We start from the raw sequence: 23,235 nt of genomic DNA, 5'->3' as shown, positions 1-23,235 counted from the left end.
GGAGAGAGCAGGATTATACCTGCCCGCCCTTGGCCACATAGACGGGATATGTCTGGTAGCCAGCCATGGTGCGGTTGTCAGCAAAGGTCACGTTCTTGTCCGCCACCACATAGTCAAGCTTGGTGTTCTCGCCGATGACGCAGTTCTGCATAATCACACAGTTCTTCAGCTTCGCGCCCTTCTTCACCTTCACACCCCTGAAGAGAATGCAGTTCTCCACCTCGCCGTCAATAATGCAGCCGTCCGCAATAATGGAATTGCTGGCAGAGGAGCCTAAGCCGTAGCGGGCGGGCATTTCGTCACGCACTTTCGTATAGATGGGGTGGTCAGGGATAAACAGGGAGCTGCGCACCTTGGGATCCATCAGGGCCATGTTGGCGTTGAAATAGCTGCTGAAGGAGGTAATGGTATAGGCGGCGCCTGTGTACTCATAGCCGCAGATACGCAGATCCCCCAGGTTGCGCTGCATTAAATCCCTGTCAAAGTCGGAGAGGTTCCGGCTCATGCAGTCCTGCACCAGGTTGATAAGCAAGTCGCGCTTCATCAGGCGCATACCCACCGCGTAATTGCAGTCGGCATCGCTGCCCCGCTTAATGAGCATATCCCGCACCACGCCTTCGGGATCCACTGTGTACACCACATTCTTGTCGGTGTCAGGGGACATGCCATGGCGGTAAATCACCGTAATATCTGCCTGCTTCTCGGTGTGGAACTTGAACACATCCCGGTAATCAATATTCATAACCGTGTCGCAGTCGGACAAAAGCACATATTCCTCGTGGGAATTCTGCAGGAAACGCATGATAGAGGCCAAAGACTCAATTTTCCCGTCTGTGCGCCGGGTGTCTGCCCCAAAGGGAGGCAGCATATACAGGCCCTCGCTTTTGCGGGAAAGGTTCCACGCCTTGCCGGAGCCTAAATGATCCATCAAAGACTGGTAATTTTCTTCTGTAATGACGCCCACCTTGTTCATACCGGAGTTTACCATGTTGGACAAAGGGAAGTCTACCAGGCGGTAGCGCCCGCCAAAGGGGATGGAAGCCATCACCCGGTTCTGGGTCAGCTCCCGCACACGCTCCTCATGCACATAGGCAAAAAGGATGCCAATAACTTCATTGCCGCGCATTATTTCTCCACCTCCTCAGCATCGATCATAGCCTTGGGGGGCACCACGCTGCCTGCGGGCAGCTTGCAGTCCGGGCCTACTACAGCCACGCCCCACTCGTCCTTGTTTTCCACTTCCTCGGGCCGCTTGCCTACAACAGAGTTAGGGCCTATCACAGCATTTTCCGCCACAATGGCATACTGCACATGGGCGCCCTCCTCTATCCTTGCGCCGGGCATGACGATGGAATCCGTCACCACAGCGCCGGGGGCTACGTACACCCCTGCGAACAACACAGAGAACTCCAGCTGCCCGTACACGTTGCAGCCCTCTGCAATTAGGGAGTTCTGCACATGGGCGCCCTTTGCCACATAGTGAGGAGGCATAACCGGGTTGCGGGAATAGATGCGCCAGTCGGCGTCGCTTAAATCCAGGGGCACGTTGGGATCCAGCAGATCCATGTTGGACTCCCACAGGCTGTCAATGGTGCCCACATCCTTCCAGTAGCCCTCAAACCGATAGGCAAACATCTTCTCGCCAGCGTTCAGCATGGCGGGCAGCACGTTCTTGCCAAAGTCATTGGAGCTTTTGGGATCCTCATCGTCAGCCAGGAGGAACTTGCGCAGCTTCTCCCAGGTGAACACATAAATGCCCATATTGGCTAAGTCAGACTTGGGCTTCTTGGGCTTCTCGTCAAACTCATAGATGGAATCGTCCTCATTGGTGTTGAGGATGCCGAAACGGCTGGCCTCTTCCATGGGCACAGGCTGTACGGCAATTGTCACTGCCGCGCCCTTTTCCTTATGGAAGGAAATCATCTTGGAATAGTCCATCTTATAGATATGGTCGCCGGAGAGCACCACCACATAATCCGGGTTATACCGCTCGATAAAAGGGATATTCTGGGTGATGGCATTGGCAGTGCCCTTATACCAGTCGGTCTTTTTCCGCTTTTCATAGGGAGAGAGCACATGTACGCCGGCGTTCATGCTGTCCAGATCCCAAGGCTGCCCGCTGCCGATGTATTCATTCAGCTCCAGGGGCTGGTACTGGGTAAGCACGCCTACCGTCTCAATGCCGGAATTGACGCAGTTTGACAGCGGGAAGTCGATGATGCGGTATTTCCCTCCGAAAGGCACGGCGGGCTTGGCGATATCCTTCGTCAGCACCCCCAGCCGGCTGCCCTGGCCGCCTGCAAGCAGCATGGCCACAACCTCTTGTTTGGGTAACATTTCTTTGTCCTCCTAAATCATATATTTTATTTATTGCCTGTATAAAAAGCCCTGTTTCCAAAACGGTAAAAAACATGCGCTTTGCCTGACCGCAGCAGTCCCCTATCAGGGGGCCTGCACCCCCGCCGCCCGTGGCTTGGGCGCCTGCTTTGCCTCTGGCTTTTGGGGGACGGGCAATGCCGCGGGCCTTTCTTTTTTGGGGATTTTCTCCACGCACTCCAGGAAGAACACGGAATTTCCCGGCAGGGTCAGGCTTACGCTCTGCTGGCAGCCATGCATAGGCTCGTCCACAGTTTTGATTTTCCTGCCGTTTGTCACGCCCTCCCCGCCAAACTCCTTGGCGTCAGAGGAGAACACCTCGGCCCACACGCCCCGGAAGGGCACGCCTATGCAGTAGTTCTCCCGCTGCACCGGCACAAAGTTGCACACAGCCACCAGCTCCTTGCCGTCCTTTGCCTTGCGGCGGAAGGCAATAACGCTCTGTTGGTAGTCGTCATTGGATATCCATTCAAAGCCTTCCCAGGAGAAGTCGATTTCCCACAGCTCCGGGCGGCTGAGATAGAAGTGGTTCACAGCTTTAAAGAACCTCTGGGCATCCTGGTGCTCCTTATACTGGAGCAGGCCCCACTCCAGCTCCTTTTCAAAATTCCACTCGTTTTTCTGGGCAAACTCTGTCCCCATAAACTGTAATTTCTTCCCAGGATGGGCCATCATGTAGCTGACAAAGCACCGCATTCCGGCGGCCTTCATCTCATCGTCCCCGGGCATCTTATTGATAAGGGAACCTTTGCCGTACACCACCTCGTCGTGGGAGATGGGCAGCACAAAGTTCTCAGAAAAGGCATAGAAGAAGGAAAAGGTCAGGGAATTGTGGTTGCCGCTTCTGAACAGGGGATCCATGGACATATACCGGAGCATGTCGTTCATCCAGCCCATGTTCCACTTGTAGTTGAAGCCCAGGCCCCCCAGGTAGGCGGGCTTTGACACCATGGGCCAGGAGGTGGATTCCTCCGCAATCATCATGGGGTCGGGTATCTCGGCAAACACAGCTTCATTCAGGGCCTGGAGGAAAGCGATGGCCTCCAGGTTTTCCTTGCCGCCGTCCTTGTTGGGCACCCACTCCCCATCCCGCCGGTTGTAGTCCAGATACAGCATAGAGGCCACCGCGTCCACACGCAGGCCGTCTATGTGGTATTCCTTCAGCCAGAACACAGCGCTGGAAATGAGGAAGCTTATGACCTCAGGCCTGCCATAGTCGAACACCAGGGTGCCCCACTCCTTGTGCTCGCCCTTCCTGGGATCGGCATATTCATAGCAGGGGGTGCCGTCGAATTTGGCAAGGCCAGCCGCGTCCCGGGGGAAGTGCCCGGGCACCCAGTCCATAATCACGCCGATGCCCGCCTCGTGGCAGCGGTCTACAAAGCGCATAAAGTCATGGGGTGTGCCATACCGGGAGGTGGGGGCAAAATATCCCATCACCTGGTAGCCCCAGGAGCCGTCATACGGGTATTCCGTCAGGGGCATGAACTCAATATGGGTGAAGCCCATATCCCGCACATAGGGAATCAGCTCATCCCCCAGCTTTTCATAGGAGAACACGCTGCCATCCGCATATTTGCGCCAGGATCCGGCATGCACCTCATAGATATTCACTGGCTGGTTATAGTGGGGGCTTCGGGCCTTCTGGTCATACCAGGACTTATCGTGCCACTGATACCCCTCCAGGTCATACCACCGGGAGGCCGTGCCGGGCCGCGTTTCGCAGTGGCTGGCATAGGGGTCTGCCTTGTAGGCATCCTCTCCCCCTGCTGTTTTGATATAAAATTTATACAGCTCATAGGGAGCAAACTCAAAGTCTGTATAGCCCTCCCACACTCCGTCGTCCAGGCGCTGCAGGGGGTATTTGGCAGCATCCCAATTACAGAAATTTCCCACTAAAGACACAGCTTTGGCGTTAGGCGCCCAAACCCGGGCCACCATGCAGGGCTTGCCGTCCTTCACAGACTTGTGCAGGCCCATATACTCATAGGCGCGGCGGTTTTTCCCGCCGCGGAACAGGTAAAGGGGAAGATTTTCCTCTTGTATTTTCAGTTTATCAGGGGCTGTAAGCTTATCACTATCCATTGCGCCATACTCCTTATTCCGGTATCACCGGGTTGTTTGGTACTATCATATCATATTTTGGAAAAATTTCAAGTAGTTTTTAGTAATTTGATTAAAAACTTGGTGTAGTTTTCTGAAAACTTTGTCTCCATTTCCCAATATAGCTGCTAAATCCAGGCAGCGGCTCTCCCCTCCCCGCAGGCAAAGCCCCTTTTGTCCTATAGTAAACGCACTTGAAAACCGGTATAGCCCACTTTCCAAACATGCGGCATCGCCACTGGTTCAAAAAAGCTGCTGCCTCTTTTGAGCTGCGTTAACTATAGCACATTTTTGCCCCGAAGCCTGTCAGTTAAGGTAGTTCAAAAGAGATATGCGATCTCTATTATAACCCAGCGGCGGATTCTCAAACCCTTTGAGCTGAATCCCCCTGCGAAAGCAGAAACGCCGCAAGCAAAAGCGCTTGCGGCATCCTTTTTCTGCAGTCTATTCCTGTTCCACCGCCCTCACCTGCAGCACCCCTTCCGCCACGGCAAACTTCACCTCCAGGCCGGAAAAAGGCAGGCCATACACCCGTTCCGGGTCATTATGATAGCCAGGGCGGGGATCCCCCTCTAAAATGCCCCAAAGGGCTTCCCGCAGCTCCTCCGGCACCTTTGCAAGCAGCGCCGGGGGAAAGTCCACAGAAAGCCTGTCTGCCCGGTGATCGTCGGAAAAGCCCCCTCTGGCCTGGGGCCGGCAGTCGGAAAGGGGCACATAGGGCTTGATGTCCAGAATGGGCGTGCCGTCCAGCAGATCCCCGCCGCCCACTGTGAGGACAGGGCCTTCCGGGGTGTAAAGATCGATGCCCTCCAGGGTCACGCAGGACATGCCAATGGGGCTGGGCCGGAAGGGGGATCTGCTTGCAAACACCCCCACCCGCTGGTTGCCTCCCAGCCGGGGCGGGCGCACGGTAGGCGACCAGCTTTCCCGGCGGTTTGCGGAAAACTCCCACAGCAGCCACAGATGGGAAAAGCCCTCCAGTCCCCGGAGGGCCTCGGGAGAGCGGAACTCCGGCTCAAAAACGATTTGCGCCCGCAGGGCCTCCACCAGCCCGCTCTGCCGGGGAATTCCGAATTTTACAGAGAAGCCGCTGCGCGCCCGGGCCACCACCCGCATTTCTACTGTTTCCATACGCACTCCTCCCTCTGCCGTCTCCGCTCTCTTTCCCGGGAAATGCCAAATCCCTGAATGCAATTTAAGAATGGGCAGGGCCAAGCCCTGCCCATTTCAAAGGGTTCTGCTGTTTCAAAATCTTCCGGCCTCAGCCAATATCCACTATATACTCATAGCCAGTTTCATCCCGGTAAGTATACACTGTATAGCCGCCTATGGCCAAAATACCGTCCTCGCCGGTGCCCATACTGCTGCTGGTATAGGAACTGCTGGTGGGGACGCCATACACGCTGGTAAAGGCCCCCAGGCTACCGCCAATATAAGAGGAAATGTCCGGCGGCGAAGGAATCGGTTCCGGGGTGGACTCAGGAGGAGGTTCCGGCGTAAAGTCCGGGGCGGGGGTATCCGCCGGCTCAATTATCGCGCCGGGAGGAGGGGTGCCTTCCACGCCCTGGCTGGGGCGCTGGCTGCTCTCGCTGCTCTCCTCAGAAGAGGATTTTTCTTCCTCCTTCTCCTGCCGGGACGAAGAGGAAGGCTTCTTGCTGGCCTTGGGGCTTGCCTTTGGCCTTTTGCTGGCCTTGGGCTTTACAGAGGGGCTTGCCTTGGGGCTGGGGCTGGCACTAGGGCTGGGGCTGGGCGAAGCAGAAGAGCTTTCCGCCTCGTCTTTGCCGCCGCAGGCGCACAGGGCCAGGGCCAGCAGAGCCGCCAGCATCCATACCATAAGCTTTTTCATAAACATTCCATTCCTTTCCGGCTAGAGGGCGGCGCCAGAAAGGGCCTGCTCCCAGCTTTGATAAAATTTATCCCAAAACCTTTCCTGCCGCCCGGGCCGCCCTCCGGTTTTCCGGAAGGCTCCCCTTCTGCCAGCAAAGCGTTTATCCTCCGTTTATAGGCCGTTTCTCCTTGCGTATAGTTACAGGCAAGGCCGGCGGGAATACCGCCGGATTCTGCAGGGGAAACCAGAAAAAAGCAGAATATAGTACGCGAATTTATAATAGCACAAAATCCCGGGGAAAGTCAAGCCGCTTTCCCGTAGGGACAAAGCCCCGCCGCCTGCTGTATACCTGATTTAGACAGCAGAGAGCAGAAATAAGGCAACAGGTTATTCCTGAAAATTTTCTAGAATTTCTCCACATGCAAAACCCGGCGCTGCCGCAACGCCGCGCCGGGCGGTTCCTGAACGGGCAGCAGGCTTTTTCCCTCCATGCCTGTTCCGGAAGAGCAACCTGTGTTTACAGGGGCTGGGTTTCCGGGCGCTGGCGCAGATAGCGGCTGATTTCCTCCTCAGTGTCCATGGCCATCACCGCTTCTGCCGCAAGGCGGGCTTCCGCCAAAGACCAGTGGGAAATAAAATTGCGCACTGTCAGGACAGAGGCTGGGGCCACGCTGAAATCTGTCAGGCCGAAAGCCAGCAGCAGGGGGGCCATCAGGGCGTCGGCGGCGGCTTCGCCGCACATGCCCACCGGGATATGATGGGCGTGCGCCTGCTGGACAATGTGCCGTATAGTCCGCAGGACACAGGGCTGGAGGGAAGAAAACATGCCGGAAATCTGGGGATTGTTCCGGTCGCAGGCCAGCATGTAGCCGGTCAGGTCGTTGGTGCCGATGCTGAAAAAGTCCGCGTCCCGGGCCAGCACATCCGCCAAAAGGGCGGCAGACGGGGTTTCCACCATAATGCCCACAGGAATGTGGGGGTCAAAGGCCATGCCCTGGGCAGTCAGCTCCACTTTAGCCTTTTCCAGCAGGGCGCGGCCTGCCCAAAGCTCCTCCGGGGTGGAGATGAGAGGGAACATCAGCCGCACATTCCCCCAGGCGCTGGCCCGGAGGACGGCCCGGAGCTGGGTGTATAAAATTTCCGGGTGCTGCAGGCAGTACCGGATGCCCCGCAGGCCCAAAAAGGGGTTTTCCTCCTTGGGCATGTTCAGGTAAGGCAGGGCCTTGTCCCCGCCTAAATCCAGGGTGCGGATGGTCAGGGGCCTGTCCCCCAGGACTGCCGCCGCCCGCTTATAGGCGGCAAACTGCTCTTCCTCCCCGGGAAGCCTTTCCCTGTCCATAAAGAGAAATTCCGTGCGGAAAAGGCCCACGCCTTCGCCGTCCTCCTCCAGCACCTTCTCCGCGTCCTCGGGCTTGCTGATATTGCAGTAAAGCCCGTAGGTTTCCCCGCTGGCTGTTTGGGTGGGCGCGCCCCGGAGCTTGTTAAGCTGCCGCCTGCGCCGCAAAAACCGCGCCCGACGCTGGCGGTATGCCTGCACCACTTCCCCGTCCGGCTCAGGGATTACCTGGCCTTCGGTGCCGTCCACAATGACAAAGGAGCCGGGCTTTAAAAGGGTGGTGGATCCGGGCAGGCCCAGCACAGCCGGCACCTGCAAGGCCCGGGCCAGAATGGCGGAGTGGGAAGTCCTGCCGCCGATTTCCGTTACAATGCCCACAATGTTTTTCGGGTTAATCCCCGCCGCCACAGAAGGGGAAATCTCCTTTGCCACCAGCACTGTGCCCTTGGGGGCCTTTGTCACCTCAATTTCCTTCAGGCCCAGCAGCACGCACAGCAGCGCTGTGCGGATGTCCCGGATATCTGCGGCCCGCTGCTGGGTCATATCGTCCCCGGAAGCTAAGAACATGGCGATAAAGAGCTGGCAGATTTGATCCAGCGCCGCCTCGGCCCGCTGGCCCTCTGCAATGCGCTTTTCAATCTCCCCTTGGAAATAGGGGTCGGAAACCATCTGGATGTGGGAGGAGAGGATCTGGGCCTCCTTGTGCCCGGCAGATCGGCGCAGCAGCTCCGCCTGCTTTGCCGTATTCTTGCAAAAGGTTTCCATGGCCCCCTGGAAGCGCAGCAGCTCCGCCTTGGGGTCTGCCGGGGGCAGGTCGCTGTAAACAAGGCTGTGTTCCTCCAAAAGCATTACCCTGCCTAAACCAATGCCGTCCGAAGCGGCAATCCCTTGCAGCATACCTCTGCCCCCTTTCTAGTCCTGCGGAACGGTATCATACTATATGGGATATTATACTGGATTCTCCTCCAAAATGCAAGCCGGAAAATCCCGGTTCTTTGGGAAAAAGAGACAAGAAAAAAACAAAGAAAAAAGGCCCCGAAGGGCCTTCTTCACTTTGCCGCAGGGTCTTTGTCCCGCTCCCATACCAGCGTGCCATAATCCTGCACAGCCTGTTTGATTTCTTCCGGCGGCAGCCCGAAGCTTACATGGTTCATCATGTCGTAATCCTCGAAATAGTACGCCTTGGAAATAAAATTTCCCCATTCTTCCTTTGGCGGATCTATGCCATAAAAGGAGGCATACGGCGCATAAAATGTCCAGTCCAGATCCAGGTAGTATAAATTCGGCCCCGAGTTCCGATAGTCCATCAAATGCAGCTTTGCCAGCAGCATATGCCCCAAGGTCGCCCGCCGGCTTATTAAAAGCGCCCACTCTGTATCCTCCCGGCTCTCGTCTAGGGGAACGGCCTTGCAGTTCAGCCCCACCTGGGGGGAATCCTCGGAAAAGGTCAGCCGCAGTGCGCTGTCAATGGGCGTACCGTCCCCCCATTCCGTGGTAAACTGCACGTCCAGCAAGTCGTCAACAGGGAAATCCACCGTGATAACGTTCAGCAACACCATCACCCCGGCAGCCGCCCCTCCCACCACCAGCAGGACGGACAGGGCAACCAGCATATATTTCATGCGGATCCGCCGTTTCACCCGCTGCAAGGCGGAAACGCCGGGGGGCGGGGCCAATGGCACAAGGGCCAGTTTTTTTTCATCCTGCAAATTGTGATAAACCTCCTGGCAGGGCTCGCAGCCTGCAAGGTGCTCCTCCACGGCGGCGGCGGTTTTCGGGGCGCACACGCTGTCGTGGTACAGGGGCAGCAGATCCCGTATAATGGAACAGGGCAGTTTCACGATAATTCCTCCTTTATTTTCAGTTTCGCCCGATGGTAGGTCACCCTGGCCCAGCTCTCCGTTTTGCCGAACAGGGCGGCTATCTGGGCAAAGGGCAGTTCTCCCAGCGCCCGCAGCCAGAACACCTCCCGGTACGGCTCCTCCAGGGTGTGGAGCACCCGGTGGATGGCCAGGGCCTGCTCCTTGTCGGCAAAGCGGCTTTCCATATCAAAGGGGTCGGGGGCGTCCTCCGGCAGGGCCTTGGTGCGCCTGTGCTTTTCCAGCAGGGAGAAATAGGTGTTTTTGGCAATCTGGCACAGCCATGCCCCCATACTGCACTCTCCCCGGAAGCTGCCGATTTTCCGCAGGGCCTTAAAGAAGGCCTCCTGAGTGGCCTCCTCCGCCAAATCCGGATCGTGGCTCAGCTTCAGAATGCAGCCGTATACCGCTTCAAAATATTCGGTATACACCTGGTCAAACTCCTTCATCTTCCCCGCCCCCTTTGTCTTTTAGACCGGCAAAAAGCCTTTTCGTTACAAGTCTTTTTGGAAAAAACATGAAAATCGCCATGCGAACCAGAATACGCACAAAAAGAGATGAAAGTTCAGCCTTTTGTGCCCGGTATCGTTCCCTTCTCTGCATTTTTCACACTAATCTTTTCAGGCAGGGCACAGCCGTTCATACAGGAAACCCCCGGCGCGGTGCCGGGGGTTTCCTCCTCCATACGTTAGTACGGCTCAAAGCAGATGTTTAAATCCACTGTAGTGCTGATGCCCGGGATGGTGCCCTGGTCGGAATACTGCCACATGCGGAAATTGTAATACAGGCTTGGCTCCCTTTGATACTCTGCCAGCCAGATGGGATAGTCCTTTACAGCGTCCATATCGAAAAATTTATAGATCATGTTTTTGTTGGAGTAAAAGCAGGGCTTATAGCCCCCTTCCTCCACCCGCTTGCAGAAGGCCGCGCCAAAGCGGGCCACATCGGCCCCTTGCGCGTTATAAGCCCTGAGATCCTCGGCAGGCAGGTTTTCCCCGGGAACAGGCGGCTCCCAGTCAAAGGCAATGGGGTAATCAAGGCCGCGCCCGTCCAGCACAGAAAGGGCATAGTCCGCCTCGGCCTCAGCCTCGGCTTCCGTAATGGCTTGGGAGAAGAAATAAACCCCTACGGGCAGGCCCGCGTCCACAGCCCCCTGGTAGTTTTTCTCAAAGCACTCGTCCGTCACCAGCAGGCCCTGGGTCATGCCCCGGTATCCCAGGCGGATGATCACAAAATCCACCTGCTCGGAAGCTTTCACCTGTGCCCAGTCAATATCCCCTTGGAACTCGGAAACGTCGATGCCCATCAGGGCCTTGCCGTCCTCATACCGGACAAAGCGGCCCACGTCGTTGAACTTTTCCCTTTCATACTGGCACACCGGCAGGTCAAACTTGGGGATAAGCCGGGTGCCCTCATAGATATCCTCCACCTGGAGCATGTTCTCCGGGATGAGGGAGGAGGCGGGCGGCTCTGGTTCCGGCTCGGCAAAGCGGAGGATGTAAAAGAGGGAAAGCCCGATAATCAGCAGGGCCACCAGGGCGCAGGCCGCGGGAAGCAGCCACTTCCGGTATTTTCTCAGCAGGACGGCGCGCCGGGAGGGGGGCCGTCTTTTTTGTGTTGCCATAAGCGTTCCTTTCTGTTTGCAAGTTTTAGTCCTTCAGGGCTTATATTCCTTCAGGCTGATGGTGATGGGTACCGGCTTGCTGATGCCGGGCACCTCCCCGTCTTTGGTATACTGCCACATTTTATAGTCGTAATAGAAGCTGGGGGCCGGCTGGTACTCCGCGTACCACATGTCGTGATCTGTCAGCCGGGACAAATCCAGGCTTTCATACCCCATTTTCTTGTCCGCGTAAAAAGCGGTTTTATAGCCTACAGTCTTGATTTTCTTTAAAAAGGTCTGGATGAATCCTGTCACCTGGTCGCCGTTGCAGCGCACGGTGCGGGATTTCTCGTCCACCTCCCCGCTGTCCTTGCGGTCATATTCCCAAAAGATTGCCACCGGGTAGGTCATCTGGTAGGGGCGGATTTGCTCCAGCACAAAATTTGCCTCCTCCTCAGCCTCCGTGTCTGTAACGGCCTTGGAATAGAAATATACCCCCACAGGCAGGCCTGCCTCTGTGGCCCCTGTAATGTTCGCCTCGAAGTTACTGTCCAGGGAGATGCGGCCCTTGTCATTGCCCCGGTATCCCACCCGGATCATGGCAAATTCCACGCCGCTTTCCGCCACAGCGTTCCAGTCTATTTCTCCGGCCTTCTGGCTGACGTTAATGCCCACAAAGGAGTCCCCCGCGTAGGTGACCACGCCGTTTTTCTCCTCGAAGTCCTCCGGGTTGTAGTTGCTTGTGCGGATATCATAATAGGGGATAGTCATGTCCCCCTCGTACATATCGTTCACTTTGGCGGTGTTCCCGTCCTTTTCCAAAAGCTCCACCGAGCTGGTGCGCGGCCCCCGGGCCAGCATCACAGCGGAAATAACGATAATCACCACCACCAGCAGGGCTGTGGCCCCCAGGAACAAAGTTTTTCTGCCTGTATCTCCCATATTGCGCGTGCCTCCTTTCCCCAATTGCGCAGGGAATTTACCGCCCCCGCAGGCTGTCCAGGTGCTTGGCCTTTTCAAAGGCCCTGTACAGGAAAACGTCCGGCGGCAGCTCCTGATAATCCCAATACATAGGCTCCAGGGCGGTAACGCCCTTATAGCCTGTGGCGGCGATGGCCTGCATCACCCTGGCCCAGGGGACGTCCCCGTCAAAGGGCAGGCGGTGCTGAATGCAGCAGCTCCGGCTGGCGCCGCCGTTGTCGTGCAAATGCAGGGCCATCAGCCTGGCGCCGTACATTCCCAGCAAGTCCTCCTCCGGCGCGTCATTATAATGGTGGCAGCAGTCATAGCACAGCCCTAGCCGGGGGGAATCTATCTGCTGGAAGGCCCAGGCAAGGTTTTTCAGGTTCTGCAGGTTTTCCAGGGCCACGTTCACCTCCAGCCGCTCCGCCCGCTCCACCAAGCGCCAAAGCCTTTTAAGGCCCTGCTCTGTGGGGGCAAAGTCATCCCCGGGCAGGTGCAGCACCATGGCGGGCACCTCTGCCGCCTTGCAGTCCTCCAGGCAGGACAGATAGCATTCCGCCGCTTCCTCCCCGGAAAGGCCCTCCTCCCACAAGGCATGCTGCAGCTCTGTGGGCGCATGGAGGTTTTCCACAAAAAGGCCCGCGTCCCGGGCGATTTCCGGGGCCAGGCGGAAATCCATCCCCCGGCCCAGCCGGTGCCCCCACAATATCATTACCCCGGAAAAGCCCGCCTTTTTAATCAGGCGGTAACGCTCCTCCATGGTCAGCCTGTAGCCAAACCAGTCAAAAATTGAGAGCACAGGACACCCTCCTCTTGCAGCCAGATATGGCAAATTGCCTTGCCCCGTCCTGCGGGGCCGCAAAATGCCCCAATTTTCGCAGTATGCAGTATATCGTATATTATACAGGAAAACTGTCGAAAGTGCAATATGCAATAGTTGGCGGGGCACGTTCATTTTGGAAACTTTTTGTATATTTTCCGCCGCGCAGCATGTTTTCCCTGCAAAAAACGGGCCGGAAGCTTTGCCCCGCCCGTTTTCCTTATGCTATTCCAAATCGAAATCTTCCGGCAGGAGCAGTTCCAGATCCCGCTTTTCCTCCGGCTCCTTCATGTTCCGGCGGGAACAGGCAATAACCGCCTGCTCCACCTTGTTCCGGGCCATGCGCCCGTTGCCTTTGTCCCGTTCCCCGTTCTGCCCCATCCTTTCAAAATACTGGAGCAGCGGCGCCTTGCAGGCTTCGTCCATCCGGTATCCCTTCCCGTTCACAATGCCCTGGGTAATCTCCCACAGCTCCTCCGGGCTGTAATCGGGGAACTCAATGATATGGGGGAACCGGGAGCGCAGGCCGGAGTTTGCCGTTAAAAACTCCTCCATCTCCCGGGAATACCCTGCCAGGATGACCACCAGGCTTTCCCGGTTGTCCTCCATGCCCTTTACTAAGGCGTCAATGGCCTCCAGGCCAAAGCTGTCGTCCTTGCCCCTGTAAAGGGCGTAAGCCTCGTCAATGAACAGCACGCCTCCCAGGGCAGCCTGTATGGCCTTTTGGGTCAGGGGGGCGGTGTGCCCCACATACTGGCCCACCAGATCCGCCCGGGCCACCTCCACAAGCTGCCCGCCGGAAAGCAGGCCGATGGCCTTTAAATACCGGGCCACAATCCGGGCCATGGTGGTTTTGCCGGTGCCGGGGTTCCCGGTGAAAATCATGTGCATGGAAGGGGAGTCCGCCTTCAGGCCCCGGGCCTTGCGCATCTGCTGGATTTTGAAGTTGTCCTCCAGGGAGAGGATATAGTCCTTCACAGGGCCAAGGCCCACAATTTCCTCCAGCTCCTTTTTCACCTGCTCCAAAGCCGCCTGCTGCACCCCCAGGCCCTCTGTGCCGGGCAGGCGCACCTCTGTTTCCCCGCCCTCCCAGGTATAAAACGCGCTTAAAGCCCCGTCCTTAGCCGCAAGCCGCCCCTGCCAGGGGCCAGTGATGGACTTGCGCAGCTTTTCTTCACTATAGGCCTTATAGAGCCGCTGGGCCTCATTGTCAATGGCCCCCGCGCCCTGGGCCGGGGTGTATACCCCTGCCAGGGCCTCTTTCTCCGCCTCCCCAAAGGACAGGGCAAGGGAAAGCTGCTTCTCCGCCCGGCTCCGCAGCTCCAGAAGGGCGTTTTGCGCTATCTGCCCCAGGGCCTCCCGGGTGAAGTCCTCTGTATACAGCACGTCGTCCAGGGCCGAGAGGAAGGGCGCGCCAAAGGCGTCCCCCAGCCCGGCCTCGCTTTTGCCCGCCACCAAAAACAGGTATTTCCCCCCTGCGGAAAGGGTGGAAACCGCGCCGGGGGCCAGGGCTGTGCCGATGTCTGCCAAAATCCCCTTCTGCTCCACATACCGCCCGGGCAGGGCCACTTCCCCCTGCCGGAACAGGCTGGAAGCCATGGACAGCACAGAGGGATGGCACTTTTCATAGTTTTCAAACAGCAGGGCCGCTGCCCCGCCTTTCAGGGCCGCGTACAAATCCTGCACAAAAAGCTTTTCCATGCCAGGGGTATGGTAGGCTGATAGGTCCAGCGCCGCGGTTTTGGGGCTTTTCAGCACCCCCTGCCTGCCCAGGGAGGCGGTCATAGCCTTAATGGCGCTGTGCCTGCCGGTGCCCGTCCCGCCCAGCACAGCCGCCCGGCACAGGGGGGACTCCTTCCCGGCCCCTGCCACAAAGGGCCGCTTGAACGCCAGGGCAAGGGCCTCTATAAATTTCTCCTGGCCCAGCACCTGCCGGGCCGTTTCCTGCCGGGCAATGTCAAAGGCTTTGTCCATGTCCGCAGGGGATCCGCTGTTTGCCGCCCTCTCTTGATTGTCCACCCCGTCCTGTTCCAGCCGGCGCTGAAGGCCTTCCATGTCTGCCCTGGCTTCTTGGGTCAGCCTTTCGATGCTCTCCTGCAAAGAACGTGACAGCCCGTCATTTACCTGTTCCACTGCCCCCAGGGCCTGCCCGGCCTGCTGCTGGGCCTGGAGGGCGCCCTCCAGGGGGGGCTGCCCCTTATCGGGAACAGGCGGGGCTGGCCTGGCGTGCTTTAACTCCCCGGTGCTTTTAAAATGCAGCCTGCCGCCCCGGAACATGGATTCCAAAATGGAATCAATATCATTTTTCACAGCGCTTCCTCCTTCCCCGGCTCTTCCGGGCTGAGATCCTCCAGGATGGCCCGCAGATCCTCCGCCCCTAACTGCCCTGGCGCAGAGGCGCTTTTCCCTGCCCCAAAGGTCACGCAGGAGCCAAACGCCTGCCCGCACACCCGGCTTACCTTCCCCAGCGGCCCCATGGCCATGGTGATAACCGGGCCTGTTTCCCTGCTGGCCCGCAGGGTGGCCCCCAAAAGGGCCAGCACATCCTCCGGGCGCCGGGGGGTTACGGCATATTTGGGCAGGCAAGGCCCCAGTTCCCGCATCTGCATAAGGGTCCCGGCAATTTCCTCCTCCGGCGGGGTGCCGGAAAAGTCGTGCCGGGAAACAACGGCGGCAACGCCCTTTTCCGCCGCCTTTTCCAGCAGCCGCTTTGCCCGGTCCCTGCCCTTGGAAAGCTCGATATCTAAAAGCCCGAAGCCCCCCCGCTCCAGCAGGGCCAGAAGGAACTCCTCATAGGCCTCCCCTTCCAGGGGGATTTTTCCCCCTTCCTGCTGGGTGCGCACCGTACACAGCAGGGGCCTGGGGGCAAGGGCGCTTTTCAGGGCGGACAGGGCAAAGCCCACGTCCTCCTCAAAGCAGTCCATCCGCCATTCATACAGATCGGCAGGCAGGGCGCGCACAAAAGCGGCCTCCTCCAGCAGGGCCGGCAGGCGGCTTTCTGTTAACGGCACGCATATTTTAGGCAGGCCCTGGCCAAAACGCAGGCCCGCCGCTTCAAACCATTTCAATGGCAGGTCAACTCCCTAGTAAAGTTATGATAATCCTCTATAAAACAGTATACTGGCGGCGGGGGCAAATGTCAATTTCCATCTCACGAAAAGTGCTTACTTTTCTCTTACAGCCCATTTTTTTCAAAGGCCCGGTATATCTTCCCGCCAGCCTGTATAGGATATTCACATCACTTCCTCATCATTTTTTGTACAAGGTAAAGGCAATACCGCATAATTCTAAGTGGTATACCGCGGAAGAGATTTTTTCGTCAGGGGGCATAAAGGCTGCGCAGGCAAACTGGCGTTTGTCAAGCAGGCTTTGCGCGCTATGACGGAAAAATAGCCCGCGAGATGCCGCTTAAGACGGCGGTCGTGAATTGTGCGGTGTTGCCTAAAAATCCAAGGAGGCTTTTGTTATGCAAAAGATAAAGGTTGTGCAGTATGGCTGCGGCAAAATGAGCAAATACACCCTGCGGTATCTCCACGAGCATGGGGCGCAGATTATGGGGGCCATAGACGTAAATCCGGATATCGTGGGCATGGACGTGGGAGACTATGCCGGGCTGGGGGTGAAAACAGGCGTGCTCATCAGCAGCGATGCCGACCACGTGCTGGATAGCTGCGATCCGGATATTGCCATCGTCACCCTGTTCAGCTTGGTAAGCGACTGCTATGAACACTTTGTAAAATGCCTTTCCCGGGGAATTAACGTGATTACCACCTGCGAAGAGGCCACCTACTGCTGGACTACCGATCCGGCCCGGGCCAATGCCCTGGACGTGCTGGCAAAGGAAACAGGCTGCACCTTTGTGGGCAGCGGCATGGAGGACACCTTCTGGGTGAACCTTGTAGGGCTGGCGGCGGCAAGCTGCAACAGCATCCAAAAGATAGAAGGGGCGGTAAGCTATAACGTGGAGGAATATGGCCTGGCCCTGGCCAAGGCCCATGGGGTTATGCTGACCCCTGAGGAATTTGAAAAGCAGATAGCCCATCCGGAGGTGCTGGAGCCTTCCTATGTGTGGAACTCCAACGAGGCCCTGGCCTCTAAACTGGGCCTGACAATCAAAAGCCAGACTCAGAAGTGCGTGCCCTATTTCCACGATGCCGACCTCTATTCTGAAACCATGGGCGCCACCATCCCCAAAGGAAACTGCATTGGCATGGCGGCGGTAGTTACCACAGAAACCTTCCAGGGGCCTGTTATAGAAACCCAGTGCATCGGCAAGGTATACGGCCCGGAGGATGGGGACATGTGCGACTGGAAAATCACCGGGGAGCCGGACATGGAATTCCACGTGGTGAAGCCTGCCACAGTGGAGCACACCTGCGCCACCATTGTCAACCGCATTCCCAGCGTGCTGCTGGCCCCTGCCGGGCTTGTAACCATCGACCAGCTTGAGGAGCTGCGCTTCCCTTCTTATCCCCTGGAGTTCTATTGCTGAAGGCTGTGCCCATGGACGCTCCCCAAAAAAATCTCCGGGTTGACAAAATCCCTCAAAAGCTTTACAATGGATACAGAAAAATGAAAACAGGGGTGCCGCCTGTGTGCGCAGGCAGCTGAGAGGAGCTTCGAGCTTAAACCCTATGCCTTCTGGCAGGAACCTGATGCGGATAATACCGACGTAGGGAGCATTTCATCATAAGGGCAGGGCTGTTTTGCGCGCAAGCTGCCCGCCGGGGGAATGTTTTTCACTGCCATTTGGATTTTTTCCAAGTGGCATTTTCATTTTTCACCGAGCTTTTTTCAGAAAGAGGGATGAATCATGAACGCACGTTCTGCACGCACACTGAACCTTGTAACAGGCGGGGTGCTGGTGGCCCTTGGCACAGCCCTTTCCTTTATCAAGGTGTTCGACCTCCCCTATGGGGGCAGCATTACCCTGTGCTCCATGCTGCCAGTCATGCTCTTTGCCTACCGCGCCGGCACAAAATGGGGGCTGGGGGCAGGCTTTGTTTTCAGCGTTTTAGAATTGCTCTTTGGCCTGGACGCTTTAAAGGGCATTTCCGGCGCCACTGTGGCGGGTTCCATTTTTCTGGACTACCTGCTGGCCTTCACAGTACTGGGGCTGGCAGGCATTCTCCGGCACAAGATCCAAAACGATCCCCTGGCCTTCACCCTGGGCTGCCTTATCGCCATGCTGGCCCGCTATATCGCCTCCATCCTTTCCGGCTGGCTGCTGTGGGCGCAGTTTATGGAGGTAAGCTACATGCAGGAACTGGTGGCGGCCTTCTTCCCCGGGCTCAGCTCCCTTACAGGGAACCAGTTGGCCATTATCTACTCCACCTGCTATAACGGCACCTACATGCTGCCTGAAATCCTTATCACCTGCGTGGCCGCTTTCCTGCTCATGCAGTTTGCGGGCAAGCAGATCCTTTCCTTGGGAAATGGGGAAAAATAAGCGCTTGCCATATGCGCGCACAAAAGCCGGGGCTTCCCCCGGCTTTTGTTTTTCCGGTTTCCTTGCGGAAAGAGGGTTGACAAAGGTGGTTAGTTGTGATAAACTATAGGCAGCTCAAGAGTTAGCTCCAGCTAATCACTTCGCAAATCTTTTCCCACCCCAGTCCCATAAACCCATAGAAGTTAAGGAGGCTTTCCAAGTGAATCTTCCAACCATCATTATTGGCATACTGGTGGCGGCTGTTTTTATAGCCGTGGCAGCCAGGTGCGTTTACAATTGGAAGCAGGGCAAAGGCGGATGCTCCTGTGGCTGCGGCGGGTGCCCCCACAGCGGGTTCTGCCATCCCGGCAAAAAAGCGGGGAACAAATAGGGCTTGTTTGAAAAATCGAAAACATTGTCTTTTTGCCCATAAGCGGCCATCTTCTACGTCAAAAATCCTCGTCAACCGGCAGGTTGACCTGCGGTTTTATCCTGGAATCTGACCACTTCTGACCAAAAATTCGTCATTTCCTCTATTTTCAAACAAGCCCTAACAGCAAACAAGGAACATTTCCTCCCTTACGGAAAAGGGCCGCAGCACCTTGACAGGCTGCGGCCCTTTTCCTGCTCCAAAAATATGTTTGCACTTTTGGCCTGATTGCGGTACAATAGGAAAGAAAATCTCAAGAAGGAACAGAAAGGAATCCGCTATGAACGAAAAAGAAATCGGTGAAATCCGCCGCCGCTTTAATCCGGAAAAAACCAGCATCACCCAGGTGCGCGGGTGCTATGTCAGCGCCAAGGGGGAAATCACCTCCCAATTTGGCCAGTCCCTGGCCTCCACCCCCCAGGAGGAGGTGGAGAACCTGCTTTCCACCCTGAAGCGCACCCTTTCCGGCAGCCTGGGAAAAAATCTGACGGATATCGTTTTCACCACCCAGCAGGTGGCGGACAGCGACGAGCACCGGCTGCTTATGGCCCTGCGGGAGACAGAGCTGAAGGATGAGGAAGTTACCACTGCGTTTTATGAAAAAATCACCAGCAGCCTTGCCCTGGACACGCCTTATATGATTCTGCTGGCCTATGACAAATATGACATCCCTTACCGGGCAAAGGACGGCGGCATGCTGCCGGACGGCTCCAACGATGTGTATGCCTATATCCTGTGCAGCATCTGCCCCATTAAAGAGACAAAGCCCGTTTTAAGCTATAACGTGCCGGACAACGTGTTTGAGAACCGTGGCGTGGAGCGGCTGGTGTCCCCGCCGGAGCTGGGCTTCCTGTTCCCCGCCTTTGACGACCGCTGCGCAAACCTGTACAGCGCCCTGTATTACTCCAAGCGGGCGGAGGAGAACCACCCGGAGTTTATCGACTCTGTTTTCCGGGTGGAGCCGCCCATGCCCGCCGCCGTCCAGCAGGAAACCTTCCGCACCCTGCTGGCGGAATCCCTGGGGGATCAATGCAGCTATGACGTGGTGCAGGGGGTGACAGACCGCCTGCGGGAAATGGTGGACAACCACAAGGCCCGGAAAGACCCGGAGCCTCTGGTAGTCTCCAAGCGCGTCCTGTCGGAGGTGCTGCGGGACTGCGAGGTGGAGGAGGAGAAAATTTCTGCCTTTGCCCAGCAGTACGAGGAGGAATTCGGGGAGCAGGCTGTCAGCCCCAAAAACCTGATTGACCAGAAGGAAACCCAGGTGCGCACGCCTAACATCCTTATAAAGGTGGAGGCGGACTTTGCCCATCTGGTGGAAACCCGGCTGATAGACGGGAAAAAATACATACTCATCCGGGCAGAGGACGGGGTGGAGGTAAACGGCGTGGCGGTGTCCGTCACGGAGTAAAGGCCTGTATCCCGGGTTCAGAAAGGCTGCGGCTTCGCTACCAGGAGCCGTAGCCTTTTTTGTGAGGGAATAAGGCAATGGGATATCCCCATGAAAAAGGCCCCTTAGGGTTTATTTGCAAAAATTGACAAAATTCTATTGAATCATCCGCAAAAATATGAGATAATGACTATATTGATATGAAAGGGGGCTGCTGCTCCATGAAAACCACCAAAAAGTTTACCAAGGTGGAGAAAAGCTGGATCCTGTACGATTGGGCCAACTCCGTCTACGCCACCAACATCCTGGCGGTCATCTTCCCCATTTACTTTAACTCCGTCTGCAAGGCTTCTGGCGCGGACAACCTGGTGCTGTGGTCTTACGGCACCTCGGCAGCCACCTTCCTGGTGGCGGTGCTGGCCCCGGTGCTGGGGGCGCTGGCGGATCACAAGGGCCACAAGAAAAAGCTTTTTGCCGCCTTCCTGTTTATCGGCGTGGCATTCACCCTCTCAAACGCTTTTGTGGACAGCTATCAGCTTCTGCTTGCGGGCTATGTCCTCAGCCACATCGGCTTTTCCGGTTCCTGCCTGTTTTATGACTCCTTCCTCACCGACGTTACCACCCCAGAGCGCATGGACAGGGTGTCCTCCTGGGGCTATGCCATGGGATATATCGGCGGCAGCACCATCCCCTTTGTGCTGTCTATCATCCTGCTGATGGTCATGGGCATGGACAGCGTGCTGGCCTTCAAGCTGGTGATCATCCTCACAAGCCTGTGGTGGCTGGTGTTCAGCATCCCCATGCTGAAAAACGTGAAGCAGGTACACTATATTGAGCCGCAGAAAAACCTGGTGCGCTCCTCCTTTTCAAACCTGTGGCGCACCGCAAAGGAGATTTTCCAGGACAAAAAAATCTTCCTCTTCCTTGTGGCCTATTTCTTCTATATTGACGGGGTGAACACCATTATCTCCGTTTCCACCTCCTATGGCACCAAGCTGGGCCTGAACAGCATCAGCATGATTCTGGCCCTCTTGATGACCCAGATAGTGGCGGTGCCCTTCTCCATCCTCTTTGCCCGGCTGGCGGAGAAAATCGGCTCCATCAACCTGTTAAGCTGCGCGGTGGGCGTGTATTTCTTCATCACCCTGGTGGGTTTCTTCATGGGCTTCAATATTGAGCAGCACCCCGGCGACGACGGCGCCCGCACCCTGTCCCTGGTGCTTTTCTGGTGCATGGCCTTCCTGGTGGGCACAGTGCAAGGGGGCATCCAGGCCATTTCCCGCTCTTATTTCGGCAAGCTCATCCCCTCGGAGCGTTCTAACGAATATTTTGGCTTCTTCGATATTTTCGGGAAGTTTGCCGCCGTCATCGGCCCCCTGCTGGTAGCTACCTTCACCCAGGCCACAGGCCGGGACTCCATCGGCGTTATCAGCCTTGCCATCCTGTTCCTCATCGGCCTCTTCCTGCTCTTTACCCTCCGCCGTTCCCTTGCTGCCTCAAAAAGCCGATAGAGCCTGCTTCCAGACAAAACCCCCGTCCCGGAGAACTCTCTCTCCTGGGCGGGGGCTTTCCTTTGCGGCTTTCTCACCGCCTGTTCTGCCATTTCACAGCAGCCTTCTGCTCAATGGGGTAGCACACAAGCCTTTCCCCTTCCAAATCCTCACTGTACAAGTCCACCCCTGTCAGGCCGCTGTTGTGATAAGAGGTATAATAATAGCGGCCTTTTGTAACGTTGATGCAGCAGGTATAGGTAGTTGTCTCCAGCTTCCCCTCCGGGGTGACCACGCTGCCCCGCACCATAGCCACTGCCCCCAGCAGGTGAAAAAATTGGGACAGGCAGCTTTCCTCGTCTCCATGGCAGATGGAATTGGCAGCAAGGTAGGCCGCCTTTACAAACCGGGAGGCAGGGGAGAAGTCCCCGGGCAGGCCCACGCTGCCCAGGCCATAGCCGAAAGGCTCCAGGCCGTCTATGGCGGAAAAGCAGTTGCTGGGGGTGCCGGGGCTTAGGTTCAGATACTGGCACAGGTTCTGCATCTGGAAGGGGAAGGGGGGATTGTTCGTCACCACCCCCACAGGGTTATCATAAATATGCATCCCGTCCCTGGTGGATTCCAGCACGAGGGAGCCGCTCCTGTCCGCAATATGCCAGTGCAGGGGCGACAGGCCCACCTGAGGGCTGAAGGGGACTGCCACCAGCCAGGTGTTCTCCAGCAGGCACCGGGCCTCCCCCAGCGTGGCGCACTGGCCCAGCACCCAGGGGATCAGCTCAAAGGGGGAAATATTGTTTTTCACCGGATCCGGCTGGGTAGCATACCAAGCGTTCTGCGGGAAATTCAGCCCAGCCATACACAGCCCCTTTTCATTGGAAGCTTCCGCATACAGGGGATATCCCACGTCCAGCATCCCCATGCCCAGCATGGCATAATGGCGCTCCATGGGCTGGGCTTTGCGGAAATGGAAGGGGAACCGGCGGGGCGTAACCACCACCTGTTCCCCCATGCCGCACTCCCAGTCCATGTTGCGCCCAAAATAGAAGCAGTCCCTTGTCATGGCAATGCTGGTACACATAAAAAAACACCATGCGATACAGGTTCGCACAAAAAGGGAGGAAGCATCCGCCCTTTTTGCCCGGTATCGCTCCTTTCGTCATATTGTCCGCGGCAGGTTTCCCAGCCGCCGCAGGCCCTGTATCTATAGCATATGCGCCAAAGCGCCCTGTTATACAGCCGCCCTACAGCAGGGTGGTCATCATCCCAAGCTCCGCCTGGGTGGTATCCACCCGGGAATATTGCAGGGCCACTTCCCGGCTGCACTCCACCACCGCCGCATAAGGGGTGTCCTGGGGCACAGGCTGCCCGGCATGGTTTGTAAGCTTGTCCATGCGGATATGCTTTGTCCGCCTGGCCTCCACTGTCACATGATAGCCGGAAACCGGCTCCCTGTCCTCAAAATACAGGGTGATGTCCAGTTCTGCCGGCTCGTCCCCCTGGTTTAAAACACAGATGGCCTCATGGCTTACATATGCCCCGTTGGCGGAACTGGGCCAATAGCAGTCTGGTATCACCTTTTTCATACTGTGCCCCTCCTTTTCCCCGGCGC

The 23,235-nt window shown here is 56.9% G+C and carries 20 protein-coding genes and 1 riboswitch; of the genes, 5 read left to right on the top strand and 15 right to left on the bottom strand.

Annotated features, from left to right (window positions below):
• Positions 1 to 13: 13 nt before the first annotated feature.
• From glgD to aroD, 13 genes are all read right to left on the bottom strand, one after another.
• Entirely contained in the window at positions 14 to 1,126 is a 1,113-nt protein-coding gene (gene glgD / locus D1841_RS07360; protein ID WP_160642545.1) for a glucose-1-phosphate adenylyltransferase subunit GlgD, read from the bottom strand.
• On the bottom strand, positions 1,126 to 2,337 hold the full coding sequence (locus tag D1841_RS07355) for a glucose-1-phosphate adenylyltransferase (RefSeq protein ID WP_160642546.1): 1,212 nt from the start codon (positions 2,335 to 2,337) through the stop codon (positions 1,126 to 1,128). Before D1841_RS07355 ends, glgD begins: the two co-directional genes overlap by 1 nt.
• Before the next feature lie 105 nt (positions 2,338 to 2,442).
• Complete coding sequence (gene glgB / locus D1841_RS07350) at positions 2,443 to 4,461, bottom strand: 1,4-alpha-glucan branching protein GlgB (RefSeq protein WP_160642547.1); 2,019 nt, start codon at positions 4,459 to 4,461, stop codon at positions 2,443 to 2,445.
• 462 nt (positions 4,462 to 4,923) lie between these two features.
• Positions 4,924 to 5,610, bottom strand: a complete 687-nt coding sequence (gene tsaA / locus D1841_RS07345) for a tRNA (N6-threonylcarbamoyladenosine(37)-N6)-methyltransferase TrmO (RefSeq protein ID WP_237076239.1) — start codon at positions 5,608 to 5,610, stop codon at positions 4,924 to 4,926.
• A gap of 130 nt (positions 5,611 to 5,740) precedes the next feature.
• Positions 5,741 to 6,325: a hypothetical protein gene (locus D1841_RS07340; RefSeq protein ID WP_160642548.1), complete on the bottom strand. Its 585-nt coding sequence runs from the start codon at positions 6,323 to 6,325 to the stop codon at positions 5,741 to 5,743.
• Between the two features lie 499 nt (positions 6,326 to 6,824).
• The gene (gene ptsP / locus D1841_RS07335; RefSeq protein WP_160642549.1) at positions 6,825 to 8,540 is read right to left on the bottom strand and encodes a phosphoenolpyruvate--protein phosphotransferase; all 1,716 of its coding nucleotides are present in this window, start codon (positions 8,538 to 8,540) and stop codon (positions 6,825 to 6,827) included.
• A 152-nt stretch (positions 8,541 to 8,692) separates the two neighbouring features.
• Positions 8,693 to 9,484: a zf-HC2 domain-containing protein gene (locus D1841_RS07330; protein WP_160642550.1), complete on the bottom strand. Its 792-nt coding sequence runs from the start codon at positions 9,482 to 9,484 to the stop codon at positions 8,693 to 8,695.
• Positions 9,481 to 9,951, bottom strand: a complete 471-nt coding sequence (locus D1841_RS07325; protein WP_160642551.1) for an RNA polymerase sigma factor — start codon at positions 9,949 to 9,951, stop codon at positions 9,481 to 9,483. Before D1841_RS07325 ends, D1841_RS07330 begins: the two co-directional genes overlap by 4 nt.
• 239 nt (positions 9,952 to 10,190) lie before the next feature.
• Positions 10,191 to 11,126, bottom strand: a complete 936-nt coding sequence (locus D1841_RS07320; RefSeq protein ID WP_160642552.1) for a glycoside hydrolase family 25 protein — start codon at positions 11,124 to 11,126, stop codon at positions 10,191 to 10,193.
• A gap of 33 nt (positions 11,127 to 11,159) precedes the next feature.
• Positions 11,160 to 12,047 (bottom strand): glycoside hydrolase family 25 protein, encoded by an 888-nt coding sequence (locus D1841_RS07315; protein WP_160642553.1) that lies wholly within the window; start codon positions 12,045 to 12,047, stop codon positions 11,160 to 11,162.
• Positions 12,048 to 12,084: 37 nt separating this feature from the next.
• Complete coding sequence (locus tag D1841_RS07310; RefSeq protein ID WP_160642554.1) at positions 12,085 to 12,867, bottom strand: sugar phosphate isomerase/epimerase family protein; 783 nt, start codon at positions 12,865 to 12,867, stop codon at positions 12,085 to 12,087.
• Positions 12,868 to 13,113: 246 nt separating this feature from the next.
• Positions 13,114 to 15,198: an AAA family ATPase gene (locus D1841_RS19785; protein WP_160642555.1), complete on the bottom strand. Its 2,085-nt coding sequence runs from the start codon at positions 15,196 to 15,198 to the stop codon at positions 13,114 to 13,116.
• Positions 15,195 to 15,956 (bottom strand): type I 3-dehydroquinate dehydratase, encoded by a 762-nt coding sequence (gene aroD / locus D1841_RS07300; RefSeq protein WP_160642556.1) that lies wholly within the window; start codon positions 15,954 to 15,956, stop codon positions 15,195 to 15,197. The genes D1841_RS19785 and aroD overlap by 4 nt, the downstream gene beginning before the upstream one ends.
• A gap of 398 nt (positions 15,957 to 16,354) precedes the next feature.
• Here aroD and D1841_RS07295 point away from each other — a divergent pair, with 398 nt between their 5' ends.
• The 5 genes from D1841_RS07295 to D1841_RS07275 all read left to right on the top strand — a co-directional run bounded on the left by D1841_RS07295 (position 16,355) and on the right by D1841_RS07275 (position 21,647).
• A complete protein-coding gene (locus tag D1841_RS07295) occupies positions 16,355 to 17,380 on the top strand; it encodes a dihydrodipicolinate reductase (protein WP_160642557.1) in 1,026 nt (341 codons plus the stop codon).
• A 78-nt stretch (positions 17,381 to 17,458) separates the two neighbouring features.
• A riboswitch (TPP riboswitch) is annotated at positions 17,459 to 17,584 on the top strand.
• 117 nt (positions 17,585 to 17,701) lie between these two features.
• Positions 17,702 to 18,337: an energy-coupled thiamine transporter ThiT gene (locus tag D1841_RS07290; protein ID WP_160642558.1), complete on the top strand. Its 636-nt coding sequence runs from the start codon at positions 17,702 to 17,704 to the stop codon at positions 18,335 to 18,337.
• 199 nt (positions 18,338 to 18,536) lie between these two features.
• Entirely contained in the window at positions 18,537 to 18,707 is a 171-nt protein-coding gene (locus D1841_RS07285; protein ID WP_160642559.1) for a FeoB-associated Cys-rich membrane protein, read from the top strand.
• 319 nt (positions 18,708 to 19,026) lie between these two features.
• Positions 19,027 to 20,157 carry a DUF4317 domain-containing protein gene (locus D1841_RS07280; protein ID WP_160642560.1) on the top strand — a complete coding sequence of 377 codons (1,131 nt, stop codon included), beginning with the start codon at positions 19,027 to 19,029 and terminating at the stop codon, positions 20,155 to 20,157.
• Positions 20,158 to 20,357: 200 nt separating this feature from the next.
• Positions 20,358 to 21,647 (top strand): MFS transporter, encoded by a 1,290-nt coding sequence (locus tag D1841_RS07275; protein ID WP_160642561.1) that lies wholly within the window; start codon positions 20,358 to 20,360, stop codon positions 21,645 to 21,647.
• 73 nt (positions 21,648 to 21,720) lie between these two features.
• On the opposite strand, the gene bsh is transcribed toward D1841_RS07275, so the two are convergent.
• The gene (gene bsh / locus D1841_RS07270; protein ID WP_160642562.1) at positions 21,721 to 22,704 is read right to left on the bottom strand and encodes a choloylglycine hydrolase; all 984 of its coding nucleotides are present in this window, start codon (positions 22,702 to 22,704) and stop codon (positions 21,721 to 21,723) included.
• A gap of 163 nt (positions 22,705 to 22,867) precedes the next feature.
• Complete coding sequence (locus tag D1841_RS07265; protein WP_160642563.1) at positions 22,868 to 23,209, bottom strand: sensory rhodopsin transducer; 342 nt, start codon at positions 23,207 to 23,209, stop codon at positions 22,868 to 22,870.
• Positions 23,210 to 23,235: the final 26 nt, after the last annotated feature.

Origin of the sequence: Neglectibacter sp. X4, from assembly GCF_009917365.1 — a bacterium.
In the GTDB taxonomy this organism is placed as follows: Bacteria; Bacillota; Clostridia; order Oscillospirales; family Acutalibacteraceae; genus Acutalibacter.
This window is presented reverse-complemented; position numbering and strand designations above follow the sequence as displayed.

Bases quoted from the DNA above. Each gene is read 5' to 3' on its own strand.
- glgD (WP_160642545.1), bottom strand. From the start codon at position 1,126: ATGCGCGGCAATGAAGTTATTGGCATCCTTTTTGCCTATGTGCATGAG.
- D1841_RS07355 (WP_160642546.1), bottom strand. From the start codon at position 2,337: ATGTTACCCAAACAAGAGGTTGTGGCCATGCTGCTTGCAGGCGGCCAG.
- glgB (WP_160642547.1), bottom strand. From the start codon at position 4,461: ATGGATAGTGATAAGCTTACAGCCCCTGATAAACTGAAAATACAAGAG.
- tsaA (WP_237076239.1), bottom strand. From the start codon at position 5,610: ATGGAAACAGTAGAAATGCGGGTGGTGGCCCGGGCGCGCAGCGGCTTC.
- D1841_RS07340 (WP_160642548.1), bottom strand. From the start codon at position 6,325: ATGAAAAAGCTTATGGTATGGATGCTGGCGGCTCTGCTGGCCCTGGCC.
- ptsP (WP_160642549.1), bottom strand. From the start codon at position 8,540: ATGCTGCAAGGGATTGCCGCTTCGGACGGCATTGGTTTAGGCAGGGTA.
- D1841_RS07325 (WP_160642551.1), bottom strand. From the start codon at position 9,951: ATGAAGGAGTTTGACCAGGTGTATACCGAATATTTTGAAGCGGTATAC.
- D1841_RS07320 (WP_160642552.1), bottom strand. From the start codon at position 11,126: ATGGCAACACAAAAAAGACGGCCCCCCTCCCGGCGCGCCGTCCTGCTG.
- D1841_RS07315 (WP_160642553.1), bottom strand. From the start codon at position 12,047: ATGGGAGATACAGGCAGAAAAACTTTGTTCCTGGGGGCCACAGCCCTG.
- D1841_RS07295 (WP_160642557.1), top strand. From the start codon at position 16,355: ATGCAAAAGATAAAGGTTGTGCAGTATGGCTGCGGCAAAATGAGCAAA.
- D1841_RS07290 (WP_160642558.1), top strand. From the start codon at position 17,702: ATGAACGCACGTTCTGCACGCACACTGAACCTTGTAACAGGCGGGGTG.
- D1841_RS07280 (WP_160642560.1), top strand. From the start codon at position 19,027: ATGAACGAAAAAGAAATCGGTGAAATCCGCCGCCGCTTTAATCCGGAA.
- D1841_RS07275 (WP_160642561.1), top strand. From the start codon at position 20,358: ATGAAAACCACCAAAAAGTTTACCAAGGTGGAGAAAAGCTGGATCCTG.
- bsh (WP_160642562.1), bottom strand. From the start codon at position 22,704: ATGTGTACCAGCATTGCCATGACAAGGGACTGCTTCTATTTTGGGCGC.
- D1841_RS07265 (WP_160642563.1), bottom strand. From the start codon at position 23,209: ATGAAAAAGGTGATACCAGACTGCTATTGGCCCAGTTCCGCCAACGGG.